The organism is Maricaulis salignorans (assembly GCF_900103475.1).
Classification (GTDB): domain Bacteria; phylum Pseudomonadota; class Alphaproteobacteria; order Caulobacterales; family Maricaulaceae; genus Maricaulis; species Maricaulis salignorans.
Map to the genome: position 1 here is coordinate 71,781 of NZ_FNHG01000005.1, position 19,827 is coordinate 91,607.

21 protein-coding genes are annotated in these 19,827 nt (G+C 62.6%); 10 read left to right on the forward strand and 11 right to left on the reverse strand.

Annotated elements, in window-relative coordinates; translation table 11 throughout:
- Positions 1–27 precede the first annotated feature (27 nt).
- On the forward strand, positions 28–2,055 hold the full coding sequence (locus BLT42_RS06095; RefSeq protein ID WP_233342350.1) for an alpha/beta hydrolase family protein: 2,028 nt from the start codon (positions 28–30) through the stop codon (positions 2,053–2,055).
- Positions 2,056–2,186: 131 nt separating this feature from the next.
- On the opposite strand, the gene cpdR is transcribed toward BLT42_RS06095, so the two are convergent.
- Positions 2,187–2,552, reverse strand: coding sequence for a cell cycle two-component system response regulator CpdR (cpdR, locus tag BLT42_RS06100; protein ID WP_143024064.1), 366 nt, complete (start codon positions 2,550–2,552; stop codon positions 2,187–2,189).
- A 139-nt stretch (positions 2,553–2,691) separates the two neighbouring features.
- Here cpdR and BLT42_RS06105 point away from each other — a divergent pair, with 139 nt between their 5' ends.
- The 3 genes from BLT42_RS06105 to hisN all read left to right on the forward strand — a co-directional run bounded on the left by BLT42_RS06105 (position 2,692) and on the right by hisN (position 4,937).
- Entirely contained in the window at positions 2,692–3,567 is an 876-nt protein-coding gene (locus BLT42_RS06105) for an N-formylglutamate amidohydrolase (RefSeq protein WP_233342351.1), read from the forward strand.
- 121 nt (positions 3,568–3,688) lie between these two features.
- Positions 3,689–4,078 carry a helix-turn-helix domain-containing protein gene (locus BLT42_RS06110; RefSeq protein WP_091768414.1) on the forward strand — a complete coding sequence of 130 codons (390 nt, stop codon included), beginning with the start codon at positions 3,689–3,691 and terminating at the stop codon, positions 4,076–4,078.
- 61 nt (positions 4,079–4,139) lie between these two features.
- Positions 4,140–4,937: a histidinol-phosphatase gene (hisN, locus tag BLT42_RS06115; RefSeq protein WP_091768417.1), complete on the forward strand. Its 798-nt coding sequence runs from the start codon at positions 4,140–4,142 to the stop codon at positions 4,935–4,937.
- On the opposite strand, the gene BLT42_RS06120 is transcribed toward hisN, so the two are convergent.
- On the reverse strand, positions 4,934–5,605 hold the full coding sequence (locus tag BLT42_RS06120; RefSeq protein ID WP_143024065.1) for a hypothetical protein: 672 nt from the start codon (positions 5,603–5,605) through the stop codon (positions 4,934–4,936). The two genes, hisN and BLT42_RS06120, sit on opposite strands and share 4 nt — an antisense overlap.
- Positions 5,602–6,540 (reverse strand): class I SAM-dependent methyltransferase, encoded by a 939-nt coding sequence (locus BLT42_RS06125; RefSeq protein ID WP_233342352.1) that lies wholly within the window; start codon positions 6,538–6,540, stop codon positions 5,602–5,604. The genes BLT42_RS06120 and BLT42_RS06125 overlap by 4 nt, the downstream gene beginning before the upstream one ends.
- Positions 6,541–6,772: 232 nt before the next feature.
- On the opposite strand from BLT42_RS06125, the gene BLT42_RS06130 reads away from it, so the two are divergent.
- Entirely contained in the window at positions 6,773–7,249 is a 477-nt protein-coding gene (locus BLT42_RS06130) for an Hsp20 family protein (protein WP_091768426.1), read from the forward strand.
- 89 nt (positions 7,250–7,338) lie between these two features.
- On the opposite strand, the gene BLT42_RS06135 is transcribed toward BLT42_RS06130, so the two are convergent.
- From BLT42_RS06135 to gpmA, 3 genes are read right to left on the reverse strand one after another with little or no spacing between them, the layout of a single operon-like run.
- Positions 7,339–8,640 carry a pentapeptide repeat-containing protein gene (locus tag BLT42_RS06135; protein WP_091768429.1) on the reverse strand — a complete coding sequence of 434 codons (1,302 nt, stop codon included), beginning with the start codon at positions 8,638–8,640 and terminating at the stop codon, positions 7,339–7,341.
- Positions 8,641–8,692: 52 nt separating this feature from the next.
- Complete coding sequence (gene ribD, locus BLT42_RS06140) at positions 8,693–9,346, reverse strand: bifunctional diaminohydroxyphosphoribosylaminopyrimidine deaminase/5-amino-6-(5-phosphoribosylamino)uracil reductase RibD (protein WP_233342353.1); 654 nt, start codon at positions 9,344–9,346, stop codon at positions 8,693–8,695.
- 2 nt (positions 9,347–9,348) lie between these two features.
- Positions 9,349–10,074: a 2,3-diphosphoglycerate-dependent phosphoglycerate mutase gene (gene gpmA / locus BLT42_RS06145; protein ID WP_091768435.1), complete on the reverse strand. Its 726-nt coding sequence runs from the start codon at positions 10,072–10,074 to the stop codon at positions 9,349–9,351.
- 344 nt (positions 10,075–10,418) lie between these two features.
- Between gpmA and BLT42_RS06150 the strand changes: the two genes are divergently transcribed.
- Positions 10,419–11,387, forward strand: coding sequence for a KpsF/GutQ family sugar-phosphate isomerase (locus tag BLT42_RS06150; RefSeq protein ID WP_091768438.1), 969 nt, complete (start codon positions 10,419–10,421; stop codon positions 11,385–11,387).
- Between the two features lie 149 nt (positions 11,388–11,536).
- Here BLT42_RS06150 and BLT42_RS15120 read toward each other — a convergent pair whose 3' ends face one another.
- The 4 genes from BLT42_RS15120 to rfbC form a co-directional block, all read right to left on the reverse strand.
- Complete coding sequence (locus BLT42_RS15120) at positions 11,537–11,695, reverse strand: hypothetical protein (protein ID WP_176780276.1); 159 nt, start codon at positions 11,693–11,695, stop codon at positions 11,537–11,539.
- Between the two features lie 79 nt (positions 11,696–11,774).
- Complete coding sequence (gene rfbD / locus BLT42_RS06155) at positions 11,775–12,689, reverse strand: dTDP-4-dehydrorhamnose reductase (protein WP_091768441.1); 915 nt, start codon at positions 12,687–12,689, stop codon at positions 11,775–11,777.
- The gene (gene rfbB / locus BLT42_RS06160) at positions 12,689–13,747 is read right to left on the reverse strand and encodes a dTDP-glucose 4,6-dehydratase (RefSeq protein ID WP_091768444.1); all 1,059 of its coding nucleotides are present in this window, start codon (positions 13,745–13,747) and stop codon (positions 12,689–12,691) included. Before rfbB ends, rfbD begins: the two co-directional genes overlap by 1 nt.
- 17 nt (positions 13,748–13,764) lie before the next feature.
- Positions 13,765–14,328: a dTDP-4-dehydrorhamnose 3,5-epimerase gene (gene rfbC / locus BLT42_RS06165; protein WP_091768447.1), complete on the reverse strand. Its 564-nt coding sequence runs from the start codon at positions 14,326–14,328 to the stop codon at positions 13,765–13,767.
- 159 nt (positions 14,329–14,487) lie between these two features.
- On the opposite strand from rfbC, the gene rfbA reads away from it, so the two are divergent.
- Positions 14,488–15,363, forward strand: coding sequence for a glucose-1-phosphate thymidylyltransferase RfbA (gene rfbA, locus BLT42_RS06170; protein WP_091768450.1), 876 nt, complete (start codon positions 14,488–14,490; stop codon positions 15,361–15,363).
- A 48-nt stretch (positions 15,364–15,411) separates the two neighbouring features.
- Entirely contained in the window at positions 15,412–16,386 is a 975-nt protein-coding gene (locus tag BLT42_RS06175; RefSeq protein WP_091768453.1) for an NAD-dependent epimerase/dehydratase family protein, read from the forward strand.
- On the opposite strand, the gene galU is transcribed toward BLT42_RS06175, so the two are convergent.
- Positions 16,383–17,270 (reverse strand): UTP--glucose-1-phosphate uridylyltransferase GalU, encoded by an 888-nt coding sequence (gene galU / locus BLT42_RS06180; protein WP_091768456.1) that lies wholly within the window; start codon positions 17,268–17,270, stop codon positions 16,383–16,385. The genes BLT42_RS06175 and galU overlap by 4 nt on opposite strands.
- A gap of 134 nt (positions 17,271–17,404) precedes the next feature.
- Here galU and glmM point away from each other — a divergent pair, with 134 nt between their 5' ends.
- A complete protein-coding gene (gene glmM, locus BLT42_RS06185; RefSeq protein ID WP_091768459.1) occupies positions 17,405–18,751 on the forward strand; it encodes a phosphoglucosamine mutase in 1,347 nt (448 codons plus the stop codon).
- A complete protein-coding gene (locus tag BLT42_RS06190; RefSeq protein WP_091768460.1) occupies positions 18,751–19,824 on the forward strand; it encodes an acyltransferase family protein in 1,074 nt (357 codons plus the stop codon). The genes glmM and BLT42_RS06190 overlap by 1 nt, the downstream gene beginning before the upstream one ends.
- The last annotated feature ends 3 nt before the right edge of the window (positions 19,825–19,827 follow it).

Sequence of the window (19,827 nt, forward strand, 5' to 3'; positions counted from 1 at the left end):
CAGCGCGACCAGAGGAGAAGCTCAGTCATGTTGAAGCGAACACTATTCTCGCTCGCGATATCAATGGGGCTCGCATCGGCCGCCAGTGCCGAGATGCGCGTCAACCCGATCCCCGCGGAGGCTTTTGCCCGCGTCTCAAACATCCAGTCCGTCAGCATGAGCACCGAAGGCGATTTCGTTGTCGCCCTCGTCGCGGCTCCGGGATCGGATAATCAGGCGACCGCGCTCGCAACCTGGGATCTCACGGATATGTCGGCACCGCCGATCGTGACCCCAAGTGGTGACAATATGAAATTCATCGGCGCCACGGCGCTGAAAGCGGGCCGTGTGCTGGCCTTTGGTCGCCAGGAATGGACCGGCCAGCTTGGTGGGTGTGGCGAGGGCCGCAGAACCGGCGCGACGGCAACCTTCGTAACGCAGGTCTACCTGACCGACAGCGAGCAATCGAGCTTCGAGCCGGCCTTTACGGGCAACCGTCGTGCGATCGGCGTCAGCCGCGACACCGAACGGTGTTTCGAGCTTGCCGGCACAGCTTCGGTCGCAGCCTTTCTGCCGCTGGACCCTGACAATATCGTGATCCAGCGTCTGAACGTCTCCACCCTGGCGGCCAGCTTCTATCGCTATAACCTGCGCACAGATCAAACCGAGATGATGTATCGCGCCAATGGCCGGACCGACGTCTCTCTGATCGATCCGCGCACCGGCGATATTCTCGTCCGCAGCAGTCTTGAGTCGATCGACGGTGGTGATTTCGAGGCCCGGACTTTCATTCGCAATGAATCGACCGGCGAGTTCGAGATCCATGATCCGCTGACCTACCGCCTGCGCCAGCGCCACACCGTTTCGGTGGCGGGCCGTGATGAAGCGACCGGTCAGTATTATGTGATCACGGACCAGTTCTCCGACCTGACACAGATTTATGCCTATGACCCGGTCAGCCGTCGCTATTCAGACGGCCCGATCCTGGCACACCCGAGTTACGGTGTGACGGGTCTCATCCTCGGCACCAAGCCAAGCAATTTCAACGAAGTCCTGGGCTTCCGCTATAGCGGCCCTGGTGGCAATGACGTCTACTGGATCGACCCGACCATGTCGGCGACCCAGACGACGCTCGAAGGCCTCTTCCCGACGGCCGGCGTTTCCATCATCGATTATACTGATGGTATGGGCACCGTTCTGTTCGGCGTTGGCAGCGGCGCGATGCCGACCACCTATTATGTCTTCCGTGAGGGCCGGATCACCCTGCTGGGTAATTCACGCCCCTGGATTGACCCGGCGGACCTGCGTGAATCGACGCTTGTTCATTATACAGCGCGCGACGGTCGCGAGATCCCGGGCATTCTCTCTCTGCCCGCAGGCTGGGAACCGTCTGACGGTCCATTGCCAACCATTATTCACCCGCATGGTGGACCATGGGCACGCGATGGCGTCGGCTGGGACGGGAGCGGCTGGGTGCCATTCCTGACCTCACGCGGCTACGCCGTCTTGCGGCCGCAGTATCGCGGCTCGTCTGGCTGGGGCCTTGATCATTGGCGTGCCGGTGATGCCCAGTGGGGCCTGTCCATGCAGGACGACAAGGATGACGGCGCTGCCTGGCTGGTTTCCGAAGGCATCGCCGACCCGGACCGGATCGCGATCTTTGGCTATTCCTATGGCGGCTTTGCCGCCATCGCAGCCGTGGTGCGTGAAAACAGTCCTTACCAGTGCGCCATTGCCGGCGCTGGCGTCAGCAATCTGGCCCGGATCGGTAATAACTGGAGCGAAAACCGCGTTCAACGCGCGGTTCAGGGCTGGACCGTTACCGGTATGGATCCGATGCAGAACACCGAGCGTGCCAATATCCCGATCCTGCTGTTCCACGGCGATCGTGATGTTCGGGTTCCGCTGTTCCATTCGGTCGATTTCTACAACGCGGTTCGTGGGCGGGTTCCTGCGGAACTGATCGTTGTCGATGACATGCCGCACAGCATGCCGTGGTATCCACGTCATCAGACGGAAACGCTTCCGGCGATCGAACGCTACCTCGCTGAGGATTGCGGTCCCGGCGGCTTGTAAGACAAGCTTCCAGATCTGAGCGAAGGGGCCCACTGATCCGTCGGTGGGCCCTTTTTCTATTCCGGACAGACAAAAGGCGCCGCCCCGGAGGGGCGACGCCTGTTTGATCGCGGCAAGTTCTGCTGGTGGCGCTAGGCGGCCATGACCCGGGCCACTTCATCGACCAGTTCCCGCAGATGGAAGGGCTTGGACAGGACTTTCGCATTGGTCGGAGCGCCCGAGCCGGGATTGAGCGCCACGGCGGCGAAGCCGGTAATAAACATGATCTTCAGGGCCGGATCGACTTCCGCGGCCCGCCGGGCCAGTTCGATACCGTCAACGCCCGGCATCACGATATCCGTCAGCAGGAGGTCGAATTGCGCCGCCTTCTCGCCGATTGCATCCAGGCCTTCCTCGCCGTCGGAACAGACCGTCACGTCATGGCCGGCGCGTTTCAGCGCCTTGGCCAGGAAGTCGCGCATGGAATCATCATCTTCAGCCAACAAAATCTTGCACATAATTGGGTCCCACCCTCAGGAAAACCGATAGTTGATGTCACCATACACGGCTAAGGTAAAAGCCCGCTGAACGCGCTGCCGCTTGACCTGCGATGTGCAGCCGATCACTCTGACACGCATGACAGTCACTCCCCAGATCATGTCCGATCCGCCAGGCGCGCCACATGAACAAGACCGGGGCCGGGCCGTCAGCCTGGTGCGGCCGGATCCGTTGATCGCTCAACCGCTCATCCTCTCTTCGCCCCATTCCGGGCGCGATTATGCGCGCGAATTATGCGACCAGACCCCTGTCCCTGTCGAGCAGCTTCGCCGCTCCGAAGATGCTTATGTCGATGTCCTGATCGAGGGCGCGGCCGCCTATGGCGCGAGCCTTGTCTGCGCCCATTTTCCGCGCGTCTTCGTTGATGTGAACCGCGCGCGCGGCGAGCTTGATCCAGCGATGTATCGTGATCGTATGGATGTGTGCGCTGATCCGCCTTCGCGGCGGGTCGCCTCCGGTCTGGGCGTGATCCCAAGGGTCGGGTCCCAGGGGCAGCAGCTCTACCGGCGCCGGCTGCACTTCAAGGATGCACAGGACCGGCTGTCACGATTCTACGAACCCTATCATGATGGGTTGGCCGGATTGATTGCGGAGGTGCGGGACCGGTTCGGTTTTGCGATTGTGATGGATATGCATTCCATGCCCGAGCACAGTGCGCCGGGCGTGGATTTCGTCCTCGGTGACCGCCATGGGCAGTCCTGCGACCCCCGGATTACAGCTGCAGTTGAAGCGGGCTTGCGGGCCCGGGGATTCGTCACAGTTCGGAACACTCCCTATGCCGGCGGGCACACCACCGAGTATTACGGCAAGCCTGCTACGGGCATTCATGTCATTCAGATCGAGATCAATCGCGGCTTGTATCTGCATGAAACCAGGGTTGTGCCTAACGCGAAGTTCGATATTTTTCGCGAGAATTTACAACAGTTTATCGAGGAGTTCGCGGCCCGTAGCTGGAGCGGATTCACACCGTCATAATCATGCCCATATAAGGCGAGCATGATAGCCCGGCTTCGCGCGGCACGCGCTTTGCTCTCGTCTCAGGTGAGCGTCCCACAGCGGCGCACTTCAACAGGCGAAGAATGGGCGGCACACGATTATGACAAATGATATCGACCTTCACGTAGGTAAGCGTCTGCGCCGCCGGCGCCGGCTTCTGGGACTGACCCAGCAACAATTGGCTGAATCCGTCGGGATCCGTTTCCAGCAGATCCAGAAATATGAATGCGGCGCCAACCGCGTCAGCGCCAGCCGCCTGTTCGAGCTGGCCGAATCGCTCGATGTGCCCGTGCAGTATTTCTACGAGGGCTTGTCGCATCGTGACGAGGTCGACGGGGAGGGGCATCTCGCTGCCGATGTACTCTCGCAAAAGGAAACGGTCGACCTGATCCGGGCCTATTACCGGCTCGGTGAGCGACCACGCAAACGCTTGCTCGAGCTGGCCAAATCCCTGGAGCCCGAGGAAGCCGCAAATGATGCCGCTGCCTGAAAGCGGTAGCGCCTTGCTTACCGGCTGGTGCGGTTGACGCCGTCATGATAGGCGCAACCGCATGTCCTATTCCCGGTCCCAGGCGGATATTGAAATTGCCAATCGAATGGCGGATGCGGCGCGTCAAGCCATTGCGCCCTACTTCCGGCAGACGATTCAGGTCGACAATAAGCTTGCAGGTGGATTCGATCCTGTCACGGCCGCTGACCGCGCTTCGGAAACCGCGATGCGGGCCGTGCTCGCAGACCTTGCCCCTGAAGACGGTATTCTCGGCGAGGAGTTTCCCGATCAGCCCTCGCTGAACGGCCGGAAATGGGTGCTGGACCCGATTGACGGCACACGGGCCTTTATCGCCGGCCTGCCGACCTGGACGGTTCTGATCGCCTTGTCGCAAAACGGCCTGCCGCGCATCGGCATGATTGATCAGCCCCATATCGGCGAACGTTTCGTGGGCTGGCACGGCGGTGCGACCTGTTCGAGGGGCGCCGAAACGCGGCCGATGGCCACCCGCAAGACCGGTGTTCTGGCAGATGCCATCCTGGCAACGACGGATGCCTATCTGTTCCAGGGTGAGGAATCGCGTGCGTTTGACGGTTTGCGGCAGGCGGTCCGTCTCTGCCGATACGGTTACGACGCCTATGCCTATGCGATGCTGGCGATGGGCGGTCTGGACCTGGTCGTTGAGAGTGGGCTCCAGCCCTATGACGTTCAGGCACTGATCCCGGTGGTGCAGGGCGCTGGTGGTGTGATCACCAATTGGCGTGGCGGGGATTGCAGCGGCGGCGGACAGGTTCTGGCGGCGGCTCATCCGGCCCTGCATGCCGAGGCGCTCAACTCGCTGCGATCAGCGGCCGTCTAGGACTCAATCAGAATTCGCGCCGGCGGCCGTCCAAACACGAGGTGGTCGACCTCGCGCAAATCCCGGTCATTGGGTCGATAGATCGCCTGGCTCTCCTGCACGATCAGCGGCGTGCGCCGACCGTCGGCGGTAACGGCCCAGGCATCCGGTGCCGGGCCCTCGAAGACGAAGATCAAAGTCTTGAAGGATGGTGCAAACAGCGAGGCAACCCCGCCAACGCTGCGCATGGCCCGATTGGCCTGCTCCAGGGCGAGCAGGGTGTCGAGGCGGGCAATCTCGCTCTCCATTTCGAGGTTCGCCTGGAATGACAGGCTGACCGACATGCCGCCTTGTGGCTGATTAATCCAGGCGACGGGGTCAGAGGCGAGCGTGTCCAAATCCGGTGGATTGAGCACCTGCCCCGTGGAATCGAGCGCGAGGCCGGTTTCATTCCCGCCGCTTTCATACCAGATATTGATGTCCTCGGCCGGCACACCGCGCGTGGATGCGATGACATAGGCCAGGGTGAAATGGCTGCGCTCATCCGCTGGCAGGTCAAGATAGTCCTGCCAGTGCGGAAACAGGCGGACCAGTGGCCCGACCTGCCGCGCGTCAGCCTGACCGGCCGCGCTGGAAACCAGCGCGGCGGCCGTCACAAACGCAGCAGCTATTGCAATCCATGGCTTCATTCAGCTGATGCTTCCGGTGCGGTTTCGGGCTTTCTGAACAACAGCGTCATGCGGTCGCTTTCGCCGATCGCATCATAATGGGCCCGGTCGAAGTCCGGCGCCATCTCCTCGCCGCTGCCGGCGGAACGGCCGACCGGCGGCAGCGTCCATACACCGAAGGGGTGATCGGCGGTGTCGGCTGGATTGGCGTTGATTTCGGAGGTCGCAACCAGTTCAAACCCGGCTTCCTCGGCCATTGCGATGACATAGGCCTGCTGGACATAGCCGGAGCGCGCCTGGGGGTCTTGCTCGCGGGTCGAGGGCAGACGGTGATCGACAACGCCGAGCAATCCGCCCGGGCGCAATGCCGCATGGAAGTCGCCAAAGGCCCGTTCGGCATAGCCGAACATCATCCAGTTGTGGACATTGCGGAATGTGAGCACGGCATCGGCCGTGCCAGGCTCAACGAGGGCACCACTGCCCTGGCCGAAATCGATGATCCGGACATTGCCGAAGATATCGTGATCGCTGACATGTGCTTCAAAGCCGGCGCGGGAATTGCGCCGCGCGGTGCTCTCTGAACTCAGCGGGAAATGGGCCGCGATATACTGACCGCCATTCGCCGCGATCCAGGGGGCCAGAATATCGGCATACCAGCCGCTGCCGGGCCAGACTTCGATGACGGTGCCGCTTGGATCAATACCGAAGAATTCAAGGGTTTCGGCCGGGTGACGATAGGCATCGCGTTCGGCATCCGACTCGCGCCACTCGCCTGCCAGAACATTGGCCAGATTGGTCAGATCAGCTGCCGGATCCATGGGCACCACCGCAGCCTCTTCGGCCGCTTCAGTGGCGGGCATTTCAGTCTCTGCGGTCGGGGCCGTGGGCTCGCTGCAGGCTGTGACAAGCAGGAACGAGGCCGCGATGGCCCCCAGCGGGAAATTCTGATTCATCATTCTACTCCGGCGTTGCGACCGGGACAGTCCTAGAGAAGCTGCGCTGGCATGGCAATCGTTCGCACTTCCGACAGGGCTTGCGGCGGCGATATTCAGTTCCCATCTGGTAGTTGCGAGCCGCCTTTACGGGGTTCGCGACCCGGTTGCGGCCAGTCGGCGCAATCAGGGTTGGCTCAACGCTGGCAAGCGGTTTGCCAGTCGGCCTTGTCGCTCAATAAGAGGATAAGTTGAGATGAGAACTGTTGATTTTACCCCCCTTTACCGCTCCATCGTCGGTTTCGACCGTCTGGCGGACATGATGGACTCTGCCACCAAGATCGAGTCCCAGGGCTATCCCCCATTCAATATCCAGCATGTGGACGAGAATGAGTATCTGATCGAGCTCGCCGTCGCTGGATTTGGCGAAGCCGATCTGACGGTCGAGGTCCAGGAGAATATCCTGACCATCGCCGGCAAGATCGTCGAGAAGGATGACGCCGGATCGCGCCGCTTCCTGCATCGCGGCATCGCCGAGCGCGCATTTGAGCGCCGTTTCCATCTGGCTGATCACGTCAAGGTGGCCGATGCGGAATTGCTCAATGGTCTGCTGACGGTGCATCTGGTCCGCGAGATCCCCGAAGCGGCCAAGCCGCGCAAGATTGCGATCTCGGATATTTCCGGCAAGTCAAAGGCGCGGTTGATCGAAACCCGCAAGACCAAGGCGGCCTGATAACCGCATCGCATCACACGATTCTACCCCTCCGAAATGGGGCGGTGAACCCGGGTTCACCGCCCCTTTTTTCGGGATAAGTCCGGTCGTCAGGCGGCGTGAACATCGACCGCGCCGTCGATCGCTTCGACATTGTCGAGGAAGTCGCGATCAAGGGTGGCACCGGTGAAACACGAGCCGCTGAAGCGGGCCTTGCGGACATTTGCGCCGTCCAGCCGCGAATAGGAGAAGTCGGCACCGGTCGCCTTGGCCTGCCGCAGATCGACGCCGCGAAGATCGGCATAGCGTGCCTTGCTGCCGGCCAGCGATGCAGGCAGCATCCGGTCGCCTTCCAGTACGAGCGGGCCAAACTGACAGTCGCGCAGGTCGGCATTGCACAGATTGGCACCGGTGAGATCGGCGCCCCGCAGATCGGCACCTCGCAGGCAAACCATCCGCAGGTCGGCGCGTTCAAGCCGGGCACCCTGCAATTGCGCGCCTTCCAGATCGAGTCCGTAGAGCGTCGCTCCGCGGGCATGGAAAGCTGTCAGTGTCTTGCCCGCCAGCGAGTGAAGACCGCGCAGATCCATGCCGTCGAACAGCGAGGGCTTGCCCTCACGTCCATCAGTCTCGCACCAGGTCACATGCGCGGAGATCTGGTCGGCAACGGGGTTGTCCAGCGTGCTCGGATCAATGCCCACAGCCGCATTCGTCAGCGCACCTTCGGTTTTCATGCCTTCGGTCTTCGCCATTGTGGTCTTGACGCCGACCATCACGCTATCGGTGAAGTCGACACCCGTCAGATCGGCCCCGGACAGGTCCGCACCTTCCAGATTGGCGCCATGAAAGGACGAGCCGCGCAGATTGGCGCGGATCATCCGGGCGCCCAGAAGAACGGCATCCGTGAAATCGGCTGTCTGGGCCGTCATTCCAGCCATTTTCGAGCCTGACAGATTGGCTCCGGTGAAATTGGCCTTGCCGGCATCGCTCTGCTGGGCCGTATGCGTGAGCATGGCGAGGCCCTTTTCCTTGTCGACCTGGGCGATTGCGCCTTCTCTCAAATCGGCCTCGCTCATGTCGGCGCCGGTCAGATTGGCACCGCGCAGGATGGCGCCGCGCAGGTCCGCCCGTCGCAGACAGGCGCCCTCGAGTGATGCGCGGCGCAAATCGGCGGCGAAAAAGATTGCGCTGTTGAGGGTCGCACCGGACAGATTGGCCCCGCGCAGTACCGCGCCGCTGAAGTCCGCATCGGACAATTCGCGATTGGAAAGATTGAGGTCTTCCAGGATTGTATAGGCAAAATTGGCGCGCGCGCCGCCGGACCGGCCCGACCAGAGCCGCTCGTGCCGGTCGCAGATCTGGTCGACCTGCGTCTGGTCGAGTCTGGTATGCTCGATTTTTTGCCGGGCCATGGGTTCAACCCTGTTGGTAGGGAAACTGAGCAACCAGCCTAGTGAAGGAGTATTAACGGGCCGTATGAGCCTGTGTCACGGGCGTTGTCGCCATTCCGGCCTCGACGAGGCGGGTAGCGAGCGCGCTGCCCGGTGCGACGCAGACCCGATTCATTCCAGCCTTACCGAGGCGATCGAGTTCAGTAGTGGGCGCGTGCATCGCGGCGTCCGTCAGCACCGCATCATAGCGGGCGGAATTGGCGTCGAGATAGACCAGAGGCTGGCCGGTGCGCAGGCGGTGGAAGAAACCGGCATAGAGCTGGGCCGCCTCAGGATTGCGCAAACCCGTCTCGACGGCGATGCCGGCATCGCGCAACAGGGCGACACCGCGGCCGGCGACTTTCGGGTGCTCGTCGAGGCAGGCGATCAGGACTGTTTCCACCCCGGACTCAATCAGCGCCGTCGCGCATGGCGGAGTTTGTCCGTGAAAGGCGCAGGGTTCCAGGGTGACGTAGGCGCGACCTGCACGGGCGTGCGGGCCGGCGCGATCGAGCGCCTGGCGTTCGGCATGAGGTCTGCCGCCATCGGCGGTCGCACCCCATCCCGTAATCATCCCGTCCCGGACGATGACGCAGCCGACGGCGGGATTGGGTGCGGTGCGCCCGAGCTGTGCCTGGGCGAGCGCCAGGGCGGCATCCATGAAGCGGTAGTCCGCAGACGTAAACATGCTCAGGGCAGGGGCGGCAGGGTCCTGGCGCGCTCGGGGTCGAGATAGCGAGCCGAGACCGGTTTGAGTTCGTCGTCGGAGAGGTCGATCAGCAGCGGATTACCGGTCGGTACTTCGATGTCGATGATGTCCTGGTCACTGACCTCAAACAGGAATTTGATGAGGGCGCGCAGGCTGTTGCCATGCGCAGCGATGATCACATTTTCCCCGGCTGCGAGGCGCGGCGCGATCATGCCTTCCCAGGCGGGCTCAACGCGCTCAAGCGTCATCTTGAGTGATTCCGAATTGGGGAGCAGGGCCGCAGGGACATTGCGATAGCGCTCATCCTTCGCAGGATGTTGCGGGTCGTCCTCGGCGAGCGGCGGTGGCGGGGTATCAAACGAACGGCGCCAGATCTTGACCTGCGCATCACCGTGCTTGGCGCGGGTTTCATCCTTGTCGAGGCCGGCGAGAGCCCCGTAGTGACGCTCGTTGAGCCGCCAGGTCTTCTCGACGGGGATCCAGACGCGATCAAGCCCTTCCAGGCTGAAATTCATGGTGCGAATCGCGCGTGTCAGGACCGAGGTGAAGGCGCGATCCGGTTTGAAACCGGCCGCTGCCAAGAGGGCGCCCGACTGGCGTGCCTGGGCTTCGCCCTCATCGGTGAGGTCGACATCAACCCATCCGGTGAACCGGTTCTGCCGGTTCCACGCGCTCTGGCCGTGGCGGATAAGGGCGAGTTGCGGCATCGCAGTATCTCCTTGCGCGTCCTGATCGCAGAGCGATAGCCCGCCCGGGTGTTCCGGGCAAGGATCGGTCGCTGTCGCGAGCGCGTGCAGGTCGATTTTTATACGCTTTTGAGGCGAGTTATGTTACCATTTATCCCGACTGAGCAGAGATCTGGGTTGAAGTCGCGCCTCCGGGCAGACGCTTGCCTGCCCGGTCCGACGGCGAGACATTTCCGGCCCTGCGCGCCCCCCCTGCGCAGTTCCGGACCTGTTGCCGCCAGACGAGCCGCGCACCTCCCTTTCCGGGACGTGCGCGGTTCTGTTATGGAGGCAGGGAGTATCCCTTGGACATTCTGGAAGCTGGCATGAATGATTTCGACCCCGTCGCGTCCGCACGACGCGTCATAGCGCTTGAACGAGACGGCCTGGATGCGCTCATCCGGTCGGTGGACAGTGCATTTTCGGCCACGATTGAGCGACTGGGCAAGGTCCAGGGGCGCCTGATCTGCTCGGGGGTTGGCAAGTCTGGACATGTCGCGCGCAAGATCGCGGCAACCCTCGCCTCGACCGGTACGCTCGCCTATTATGTCCATCCGACCGAGGCCAGTCATGGCGATCTCGGCATGATCACCCCGGATGATGCGGTTCTGGCCCTGTCGAAATCGGGTGAGACCCGCGAGCTGGGCGATCTGATTGCCTATTGCCGCCGCTTCTCTGTTCCGTTGATTGGCATGACGAGCCAGGTCGAGAGTACGCTGGCGCGGGCCGCGGATTACAAGTTGATTATTCCCGATGCGCCGGAAGCGTGCGGGGAGACCCGGGCACCGACGACTTCGACGACATTGATGATGGCGCTGGGTGATGCGCTGGCGATTGCCCTGCTGGAGCAGCGCGGGTTCACGGCGGCGGACTTCAAGACATTCCATCCGGGCGGAGCCCTGGGCGCAGCGCTGGCGACGACCGCGGATATCATGCATGCCGGACAGGCTATGCCCCTGATTTCACAGAGTGCACCGATGAGCGATGTGCTGATTGAAATGACCGTGAAAAGCTTTGGTTGCGCCGGAATTCTCGACGAGTCGGGCCGCCTCGCCGGGATCATAACCGATGGCGATTTGCGTCGTCATATGGGTGATGCCCTGATCGAAAAAACTGCCGGATCGATCATGACGGCCCGTCCGAAAACGGGGTCGCCGGGCATGTTGGCTGCCGATGCCTTGCGTGAGATGACGGCCGGGGCGGCGAAAATCATGCAACTCTTTATTGTTGATGAGGAAAATCGGCCGCAGGGGATTTTGCATCTGCATGATTTACTGCGTGCAGGCCTGAAATAGGCTCCGATTTCGGGCGGTTGGCCTGATGGTCTGTTTGACTGCCGCCAGCCTGCGGTATCATTGCCGCAGATTACCCCTTGAGCGTCTGTTGGCCTGCCGGACCCTTGCGTTTGCCCGTGCGGGTAGCCGTTCTGCGACGGATCCGGGCTCTAGCTCAGCGCTTTGGAATGCCGGGCCCGGTTGAGCTTGGCGAATTCCTGCCGGTAAAAACGGAAGAGTGTGTAGCTTGCCATTGCGGCACCATAGGTGAGGAAGCCGGCGAACAGACAGAGCAGTCCCCAGGTGACCAGGCGGAACGCGATCTCCATAACCCCCAAACCCCACACACGCTTTACAACAGGCTCCCAGTCTTGCCGATTTTGGCCATTTTGGCAAGTTTTGGTTGTGTCAGCGCGGCTCGGGCCCGGGCGCAGCGAGGGCGTGGGCGACATTCTGGTTCAATGCCTTGAGGTAATCGGGCTGGGAAATGCCGAAGGTCCGGAAGATCGCGCCGCAATCGAGCACGGAATAGGCCGGTCTGCTGGCGGAGCTGGGAAATTGAGCCGAGCTGATTTGTTCGACCCTGACCGGTGTTTCGCCAAACCGTGTGGCGGTGTGGAAAATATCGGCGGCAAACTCGGCCCAGCTTCTCGGCGTGTCGCCGCAGAAATTGAAGATCCCGGTTTTGGACTGGTCATCGGTCAACTGGCCGGCAATGGCGATGATGGCGGCTGCGATATCGGCCGCCGCGGTCGGGCAGGTGCGCTGATCGTGCACGACCCGGACCTGGTCCTGCCGGCTGCCCAGTCTGAGCATGGTGCGCAAGAAATTCTGGCCGCTGCCGGAGAAGACGGCCGAGGTTCTCATGATGACATGCCGTGCGCCGCTGCTCTGAACGGCCTCGTCGCCGGCGAGTTTTGAGCGGCCATAGACACCGAGCGGACCGACGGTGTCGGTCTCGAGATAGGGCGTGCCCTTCCGCCCGTCATACACATAATCGGTGGACAGGTGGATGAGGGGGATATTCGCCTGCCCGCATCGCTCGGCGATAATGCCCGGCGTCACGGCATTGATCGCCTGCGCCAGCTCCGGTTCGGATTCCGCCCCGTTCACATCGGTATAGGCCGCGGCATTGACCAGGACGCTGCCGGGAGGCGCGGCCTGCAGGACGGGGTCGAGCGCGCGCGCGATCAGGCCGGGTTGCGCCAGATCGATCTCGGGGCGCGCCAGGTGCCGGACGGTGTGCCCGGTTGAGGCCGCGATCGCCGATGTCGCGTCGGCGACCTGGCCGAGCCTGCCGATGATGATGATCTGACCGGCCATCAGCGGGAACCGAGGCCGAGCCGCCCGAGTGGATTCTCGCCGTCAGTCCGGGCCAGGCATTGCTGGCACCAGTCGGCATGTTCAAGATACCAGCCGACCGTCTGGGCCAGGCCGTCGGCCAGGGTGAAGCGGGGCGACCAGCCCAGTTCGCCGTGCAGTTTGGCGGCGTCGATGGCATATCTGAAATCATGGCCCGGACGGTCGGTCACGAAGGTGATCTGGTCACTGGACGCGCCGGAACGGGGGTGTTGCCGGTCCAGCTCCGCACACAAGAGCCGGACGAGTTCAAGATTGCTGCATTCGGCATCGCCGCCGACATTGTAGACTTCACCGATACGGCCGCGCTCGAGGATCGTCAGAAGGGCGTCGGCATGGTCCTCGACATGCAGCCAGTCACGGACATTTGCGCCACGGCCATAGACCGGGATCGGCGCGCCCTTGAGGGCCGACAGGATCACGACCGGGATGAGTTTTTCCGGGAATTGGCGCGGCCCGTAATTATTGGAGCAATTCGAGATCAGGGTCGGCAGGGCATAGGTCGCGTGCCAGGCGCGCACCATCATGTCGGCGGCGGCCTTGCTGGCGGCATAGGGCGAATTGGGACGGTAATGGCTCGTTTCGGTGAACCGGCCCGTCGCGCCGAGCGAGCCGTAGACTTCATCGGTCGAGACATGGTGAAAGCGGAAGCGCGCGGTGCGGCCGGCGTCGAGACCCTTGAAATAGTCGGTCGCGGCCTGCAGCAATCGGGCCGTGCCGCCGACATTGGTGTCGACGAAAACCTGCGGGCCGTCGATCGAGCGGTCGACATGGGATTCCGCGGCGAGATGCATCACCGCGTCCGGCTGGTGTTCAGCGAAAATCCGCGTCAGCGCGCCGCTGTCGCGGATGTCGGCATGTTCAAACCGGTAGGCCGGATTGTCCCGGACCGCGTTGAGACTGTTGGGATTGGCCGCATAGGTCAGGGCGTCGAGATTGACCACCTCATGGCCGCGGGCGAGCGCTGTGAGCACCAGTGTGGAGCCGATAAAGCCGCTGCCGCCCGTGATGAGAAGTTTCACGCCGTCCCCCTTCGCGTCTAGTCGCCGAGCCGGAAGGGCGTCTCGAAATCAGCCCAGGCAATCCCGTTCGCATCCTTTTCCGACAGGGTCGCGGCGCTGCGCTCAATTCCCCAATCGATTGCCAGCTCGGGATCGTCCCAGCGCAGGCTCGCATCCAGGCCGGGGGCGTAATCATTGTCCACCTTGTACTGGACGATGGTATCGGCTTCCAGCGTGACGAAGCCGTGCAGGCAGCCGCGGGGCACGAAAATCTGCGCCCCATTGCTCGCCGACAGCTCCGATTTGATGTGCTGGCCGAAGGCCGGCGATCCACGGCGGGCATCAACCACGATGTCGAGCACGCGGCCCTGCACGACGCGAACAAGCTTGGCCTGTTCGGCTGGCGGACGCTGGAAATGCAGGCCGCGCACCGTGCCGGCCGCGGCCGACCAGGACTGGTTGTCCTGCCCGAAGTCGGCGTCGATGCCGAGGGCCGCCAGATCTTTGCGATTATAGGTGACGGAGAAATAGCCGCGATGATCGCCATAGCGCGGCGGGATGAGTTGAATCACGCCGGGAATGTCGAGGTGTTCAATCTGCATGTCGGCGCTCCATACCAACAGGGGATATGCGCAGGTTTGCCGGGCAACTCAAGTCTGGCCGGGCAGCAACCGGCGTCACGCTGTTTCCAGACCGACCGAGGTCTTGTATGCGTGTAGCAGCCCATCCGGGGCGAGAGCTGTAACTGACTGGGGTGTAACGTGAAAGGAATTGTGCTTGCAGGAGGCAGCGGAACCCGGCTGTGGCCGTTGACGCTTTGCACGTCCAAACAATTACTGCCCGTTTATGACAAGCCGATGATCTATTACCCGCTTTCGGTCCTCATGCTGGCCGGGATCCGGGACATATTGATCATCACGACGCCGGATGATCAGCCGCGTTTCCGGCAATTGCTGGGCGATGGCTCCCAGTTCGGAATCCGCCTGAGCTATGTCGTGCAGCCCAGCCCGCAGGGCCTGGCGCAGGCCTTTCTGCTCGACGAGGATTTCATCGGTGACGAGCCGGTGACCCTGATCCTCGGCGATAATCTGTTTTACGGCCACGGCTTCGATGAGCTGGTGCGCAAGGCGGCCGCCATCACCACCGGCGCCACGATCTTCACCTATCATGTCAACAAGCCGCGGCGCTATGGCGTGGTGGTGCTCGACGAGAATGGTGCGCCGGTCGCGATTGACGAGAAGCCCCTGGAGCCCCGCTCGAATCTCGCCGTCACCGGCCTTTATGTCTACGATAATGACGTGATTGAAATCGCCCGCTCGATCCGGCCATCGGCGCGCGGCGAGCTGGAAATCACCGATGTGAATCGCGCCTATATGGAGCGCGGCGATCTGCGCGTTGAAAAGCTCGGGCGGGGGATTGCCTGGCTCGATACCGGCACACCACAAGCCCTGCTCGAGGCGTCGGAATATGTCCGTTCGCTGGAGCGCCGCCAGGGCCTGCAGATCGCCTGCCTTGAGGAAACGGCCTATCTCAATGGCTGGATCGACCGCGCCGAGCTGCAGCGTTCGGCGCAACGCTTCGCCAGTTCGGACTACGGGAAATACTTGGCCAAATTGTTGGAAGTTGATGCTAATTAACGATATTTGCTGCCAGCATTGGCGTGCGAATTGGCGTGGGGAAATTGAATGACGGTTTTAGTGACAGGTGCTGCAGGCTTTGTGGGATTTCATGCGATCAACGCGCTGCTCGATCGCGGCGAGACGGTTGTCGGCATCGACAATCTGAACGCTTATTATGATCCCGCCTTGAAGCAGGCCCGTCTGGATCATTTGAAAGACCGGCCCGGTTTTACCTTCGAAAAAATGGAGCTGGCGGATAATGAGGCCGTGCTGGCTCTCGTCGACCGGGTCCGCCCGGACAGGATCCTGCACCTGGGCGCCCAGGCCGGTGTGCGCTATTCGATTGACCAGCCCTTCGCCTATGCCAATTCAAACCTGCACGGGCATTTGTCCGTGCTGGAGGCCGCCCGCCATCTCGGCGATGATCTCAAACACCTGGTCTATGCGTCATCCAGCTCGGTCTATGGCGAGCGCTCCGCCGTTCCCTTCCGCGAAGATGATGTGACCATGCAGCCGGCCTCGCTTTACGCCGCCACCAAGCTGGCGGATGAACTGATGAGTTCGGCCTATGCCAGCCTCTACGGGATCGCCGCCACCGGCTTGCGCTTCTTCACGGTGTACGGGCCCTGGGGCCGGCCGGACATGGCCTATTGGCTCTTCTCCGACGCCATGTTCGAAGGCCGGCCGATCAAGGTCTTCAATAATGGCGAGATGGAGCGCGACTTCACCTATATCGACGACATTATCGCGCCGCTCCTGCGCGTGCTCGACGACAGCCCGGCGCGCGGCCATCACGATGTGTTCAATATTGGCGGGGCCTCACCGGTCAAGCTGATGGACATGATCTCGACACTGGAAAACGCGCTCGGCATGACCGCCGAGAAAATCATGCTGCCGATGCAGGCCGGCGATGTGACCCGCACCTATGCCGATGCCAGCAAGCTGGAGCGGGTCTATGGCTACAAGCCCGGCGTGCGGCTCGAGGAAGGCCTCGGCCGCTTCGCCGAATGGTATCGCGAGTGGCGTCAGCGCGAGGCCTAGTTTCCGGTGATCTCGGTGTTCAGAACGGTCTCGGCAACCCGGCGCGCCGCGCCGCCGAGTTCCGGGTCATGCAGCGCGTAGGACAGGGTGGCGCGCAGATAGCCCAGCTTGTCGCCGCAATCATAGGACTGGCCCTCATATTCGACGGCATGGAAGTCCTGGTTCTGCATCAGGCGGGCCATCGCGTCGGTCAGCTGGATTTCGCCGCCGGCGCCGGCAGCCTGGTCTTCGAGATATTTGAAGATCGTGCCTTGCAGGATGTAGCGGCCGGTGATGGCCAGGTTTGACGGCGCCTTGTCGACCGCAGGCTTCTCCACCATGCCGCGCATGCGGATCCGGTTGCCCTGGCGCTCGACCGGGTCGATGACGCCGTATTTGTCGACATTCTCAGGCGCGACCTGCTCGACGGCGATGATATTGCCGCCGGTGTCTTCATAGGCGGCGACCATCTGGGCCAGGCAGCTCGGCTCGGCGCGGACCAGCACGTCCGGCAAGAGGATGGCGAAGGGTTCGTCGCCGATAATGTCGCGGGCGCACCAGATGGCGTGACCGAGGCCGAGCGGCGCCTGCTGGCGCACGAAGCTCATCGAACCCGGCGCGGCGCGCGTGCGGTTGAGGATTTCAAGGATTTCGGTCTTGCCCTTGTCCTGCAGGGTTGCCTCGAGCTCATAGGCGCGGTCGAAATAATCCTCGATCGCGCCCTTGTTGCGTCCGGTCACGAAGACGAAATGCTCGATACCCGCGGCGATGGCTTCATCGACGACATACTGGATCGCCGGGCGGTCGAAAACGGGGAGCATTTCCTTGGGGATGGACTTGGTGGCTGGCAGGACACGTGTTCCCAGGCCGGCAACCGGCAGAACGGCTTTGCGGACTCGTTTCATGACAGGCACTCCCCTCGTGTTTTTGGTCAAGGCACGCCTATCGGATCGTTTTGCTGCCGTCCAGCTTACGCATTCACTTCGCGTAAGGGTCGCTGTCCTATATGTTTTGCGCAAACCAGCATTTGGAAGCGCACATGGGCAAGAAATACTTCGGCACGGATGGCGTTCGCGGCCTCACCAATTCCTTCCCGATGACGGCCGAGACCGCGCTGCGGCTCGGCATGGCAGCGGGGCGGCATTTTGTCCGCCATACCGGGCGGCACTCCGTGGTGATCGGCAAGGATACGCGCCTGTCCGGCTATATGATCGAATCCGCCCTGGTCGCCGGCTTCACCTCGGTGGGCATGGATGTTTTCCAGTTTGGCCCGCTGCCCACGCCCGCGGTGGCGCTGATGACGCGGTCATTGCGCGCGGATCTGGGCGTGATGATCACCGCCTCGCACAATCCCTATCATGACAATGGCATCAAGCTTTTCGGGCCCGAGGGCAAGAAGCTCGACGATGAAACCGAATTGCAGATCGAGGCGCTGATGGATGGCGGCCTCAGCGAGGAATTGGCGGCGCCATCCGATCTCGGCCGTGCCAAGCGGATCGACGACGCCCAGGCGCGCTATGTCGAAATCGTCAAATCGACCTTCCCGCGCAATCAGAGCCTGTCGAGCCTGCGCCTGGTGATCGATTGCGCCAATGGTGCTGGCTACAAGGTCGCCCCGACGGCGCTGTGGGAGCTTGGTGCCGATGTGATCCCGATCGGGGTTGAGCCGAATGGCTTCAACGTCAATGAGGATTGCGGTTCGACCGCGCCGGGCCGGCTGGCCAAGGAAGTGGTCAAATATCGCGCCGATCTCGGCATCGCGCTCGACGGTGATGGTGATCGCCTCATCCTGTGCGACGAGAAGGGCCGGGTCATTGATGGCGACCAGATCCTCGCCATGCTGGCGCGTCACTGGCACAAGACCGGCGAGCTGGCCAAACCGGCCATCGTCGCGACGGTGATGTCCAATCTCGGCCTTGAACGTTTTCTCGAAGGTGAGGGGATTGCGCTCGAACGCACCCAGGTCGGTGACCGCTATGTTTCCGAGCGCATGAAGGAAACCGGTATCAATCTCGGCGGTGAAGCCTCCGGCCATATCGTGATGCCGGATTTCGCCCCGACCGGCGACGGCCTGATCGCGGCGCTGCAAGTGCTGCGGGTGCTGGTCGATTCCGGTCAGCCGGCCAGTTCGGTCTTCCGGGTCTTCAAGCCCGCGCCGCAATTGCTGGAAAATGTCCGCGTCACCCAGGGCAAGGCCCTGCTCACCGACGCCGGCGTTCTCGCCGCGATCGCCGAGGCGGAACAGCGCATGGGCACGAGCGGGCGTTTGCTGGTGCGGGCCTCCGGCACGGAACCGGTGATCCGGGTCATGGCCGAAGGTGAGATGAAGCTGATCCGCAGCGTGGTGGATGATGTGCGTTCGGCGATCGAGCGGGCGGCCGCCTAGTGCCAGCAGCGGCGAAACCGGTCCGGGGTCAGATCGTCGAGCTGCAATATCTCCGGGCGCTGGCTGTCCTTCTGGTCGTCCTTGGCCATACCCATCAGAGCGAGGGCCGTTTCTTCGGTGACCCGCTGCTGGGCAGTTTCGCCTATTTCGGCTTTAGCGGCGTCGATGTCTTCTTCGTCATTTCCGGCTTTATCATCCACCATCTCTATGGCGGCCTCTCCGGCTTGCGGCCCCGCTTCTTTCTCGCCCGCCTGAACCGGATCTTCCCGCTCTACTGGGTCTATACGGCGATCGCGGTGGCCGGCTATCTGCTGGTGTTCGGCGATGGGTCCGGTACGGCACTGCGTGACAAGGACTGGCTGGCCTCGCTCACGCTCTTCCCGGTCGGCCAGCCCCCGATTCTCCCGGTCGCCTGGACGCTGACCCATGAATTGTATTTCTACCTCGCCTATGCCGTCTTTCTCGCTTTGCCGGCGCGTGTGCGGCCCTGGGCGGTGCTGGCCTGGTCGGGCCTGACGATCGGCGGATTTCTTGGCCTGGCCGAGGGTCGGGCGGCCTGGATCGAGCTGGCCATCAGCCCGTTCAACCTGCTGTTTCTGGCCGGCGCCCTGATCGCCCGGTATGCCGACCGGCTGATGTGCCGCAAATTCACCGCCCTGGCGCTGGCCCTTGCGGGATCTGCCCTCGGCCTCGCCTGGACGGCGGTCCACGGGCTGGAGGGGCTGAGGGATCCGGCCATCCGCGTCCTGGTCTTCGCCCCGTTCGCGATCGGCATGGTCTGGGCGGTGCTCGCCTGGCGTCCACGCCTGCCGGAGCTGGCGGCGCGCATCGGTGACTGGTCCTATGCCGGCTATCTCGGCCACAGCCTCGCACTCGATATTCTGGCGCGAATCCTGGCGCCCCGTCTGGCGGGCACGGTTTTCGCCAGCCCGGTCTTTTACACGGCCGCGCTGCTGGCGAGCCTGGTGCTGGCCTGGCTCACCCATCGCCTGATAGAAGTTCCGCTGTTGAAACTCGGGAAAAAGGCGATCAGCGCGCTGATGCCGGATCGCTCAGCCTCCGGCCCCGCCTAGCGG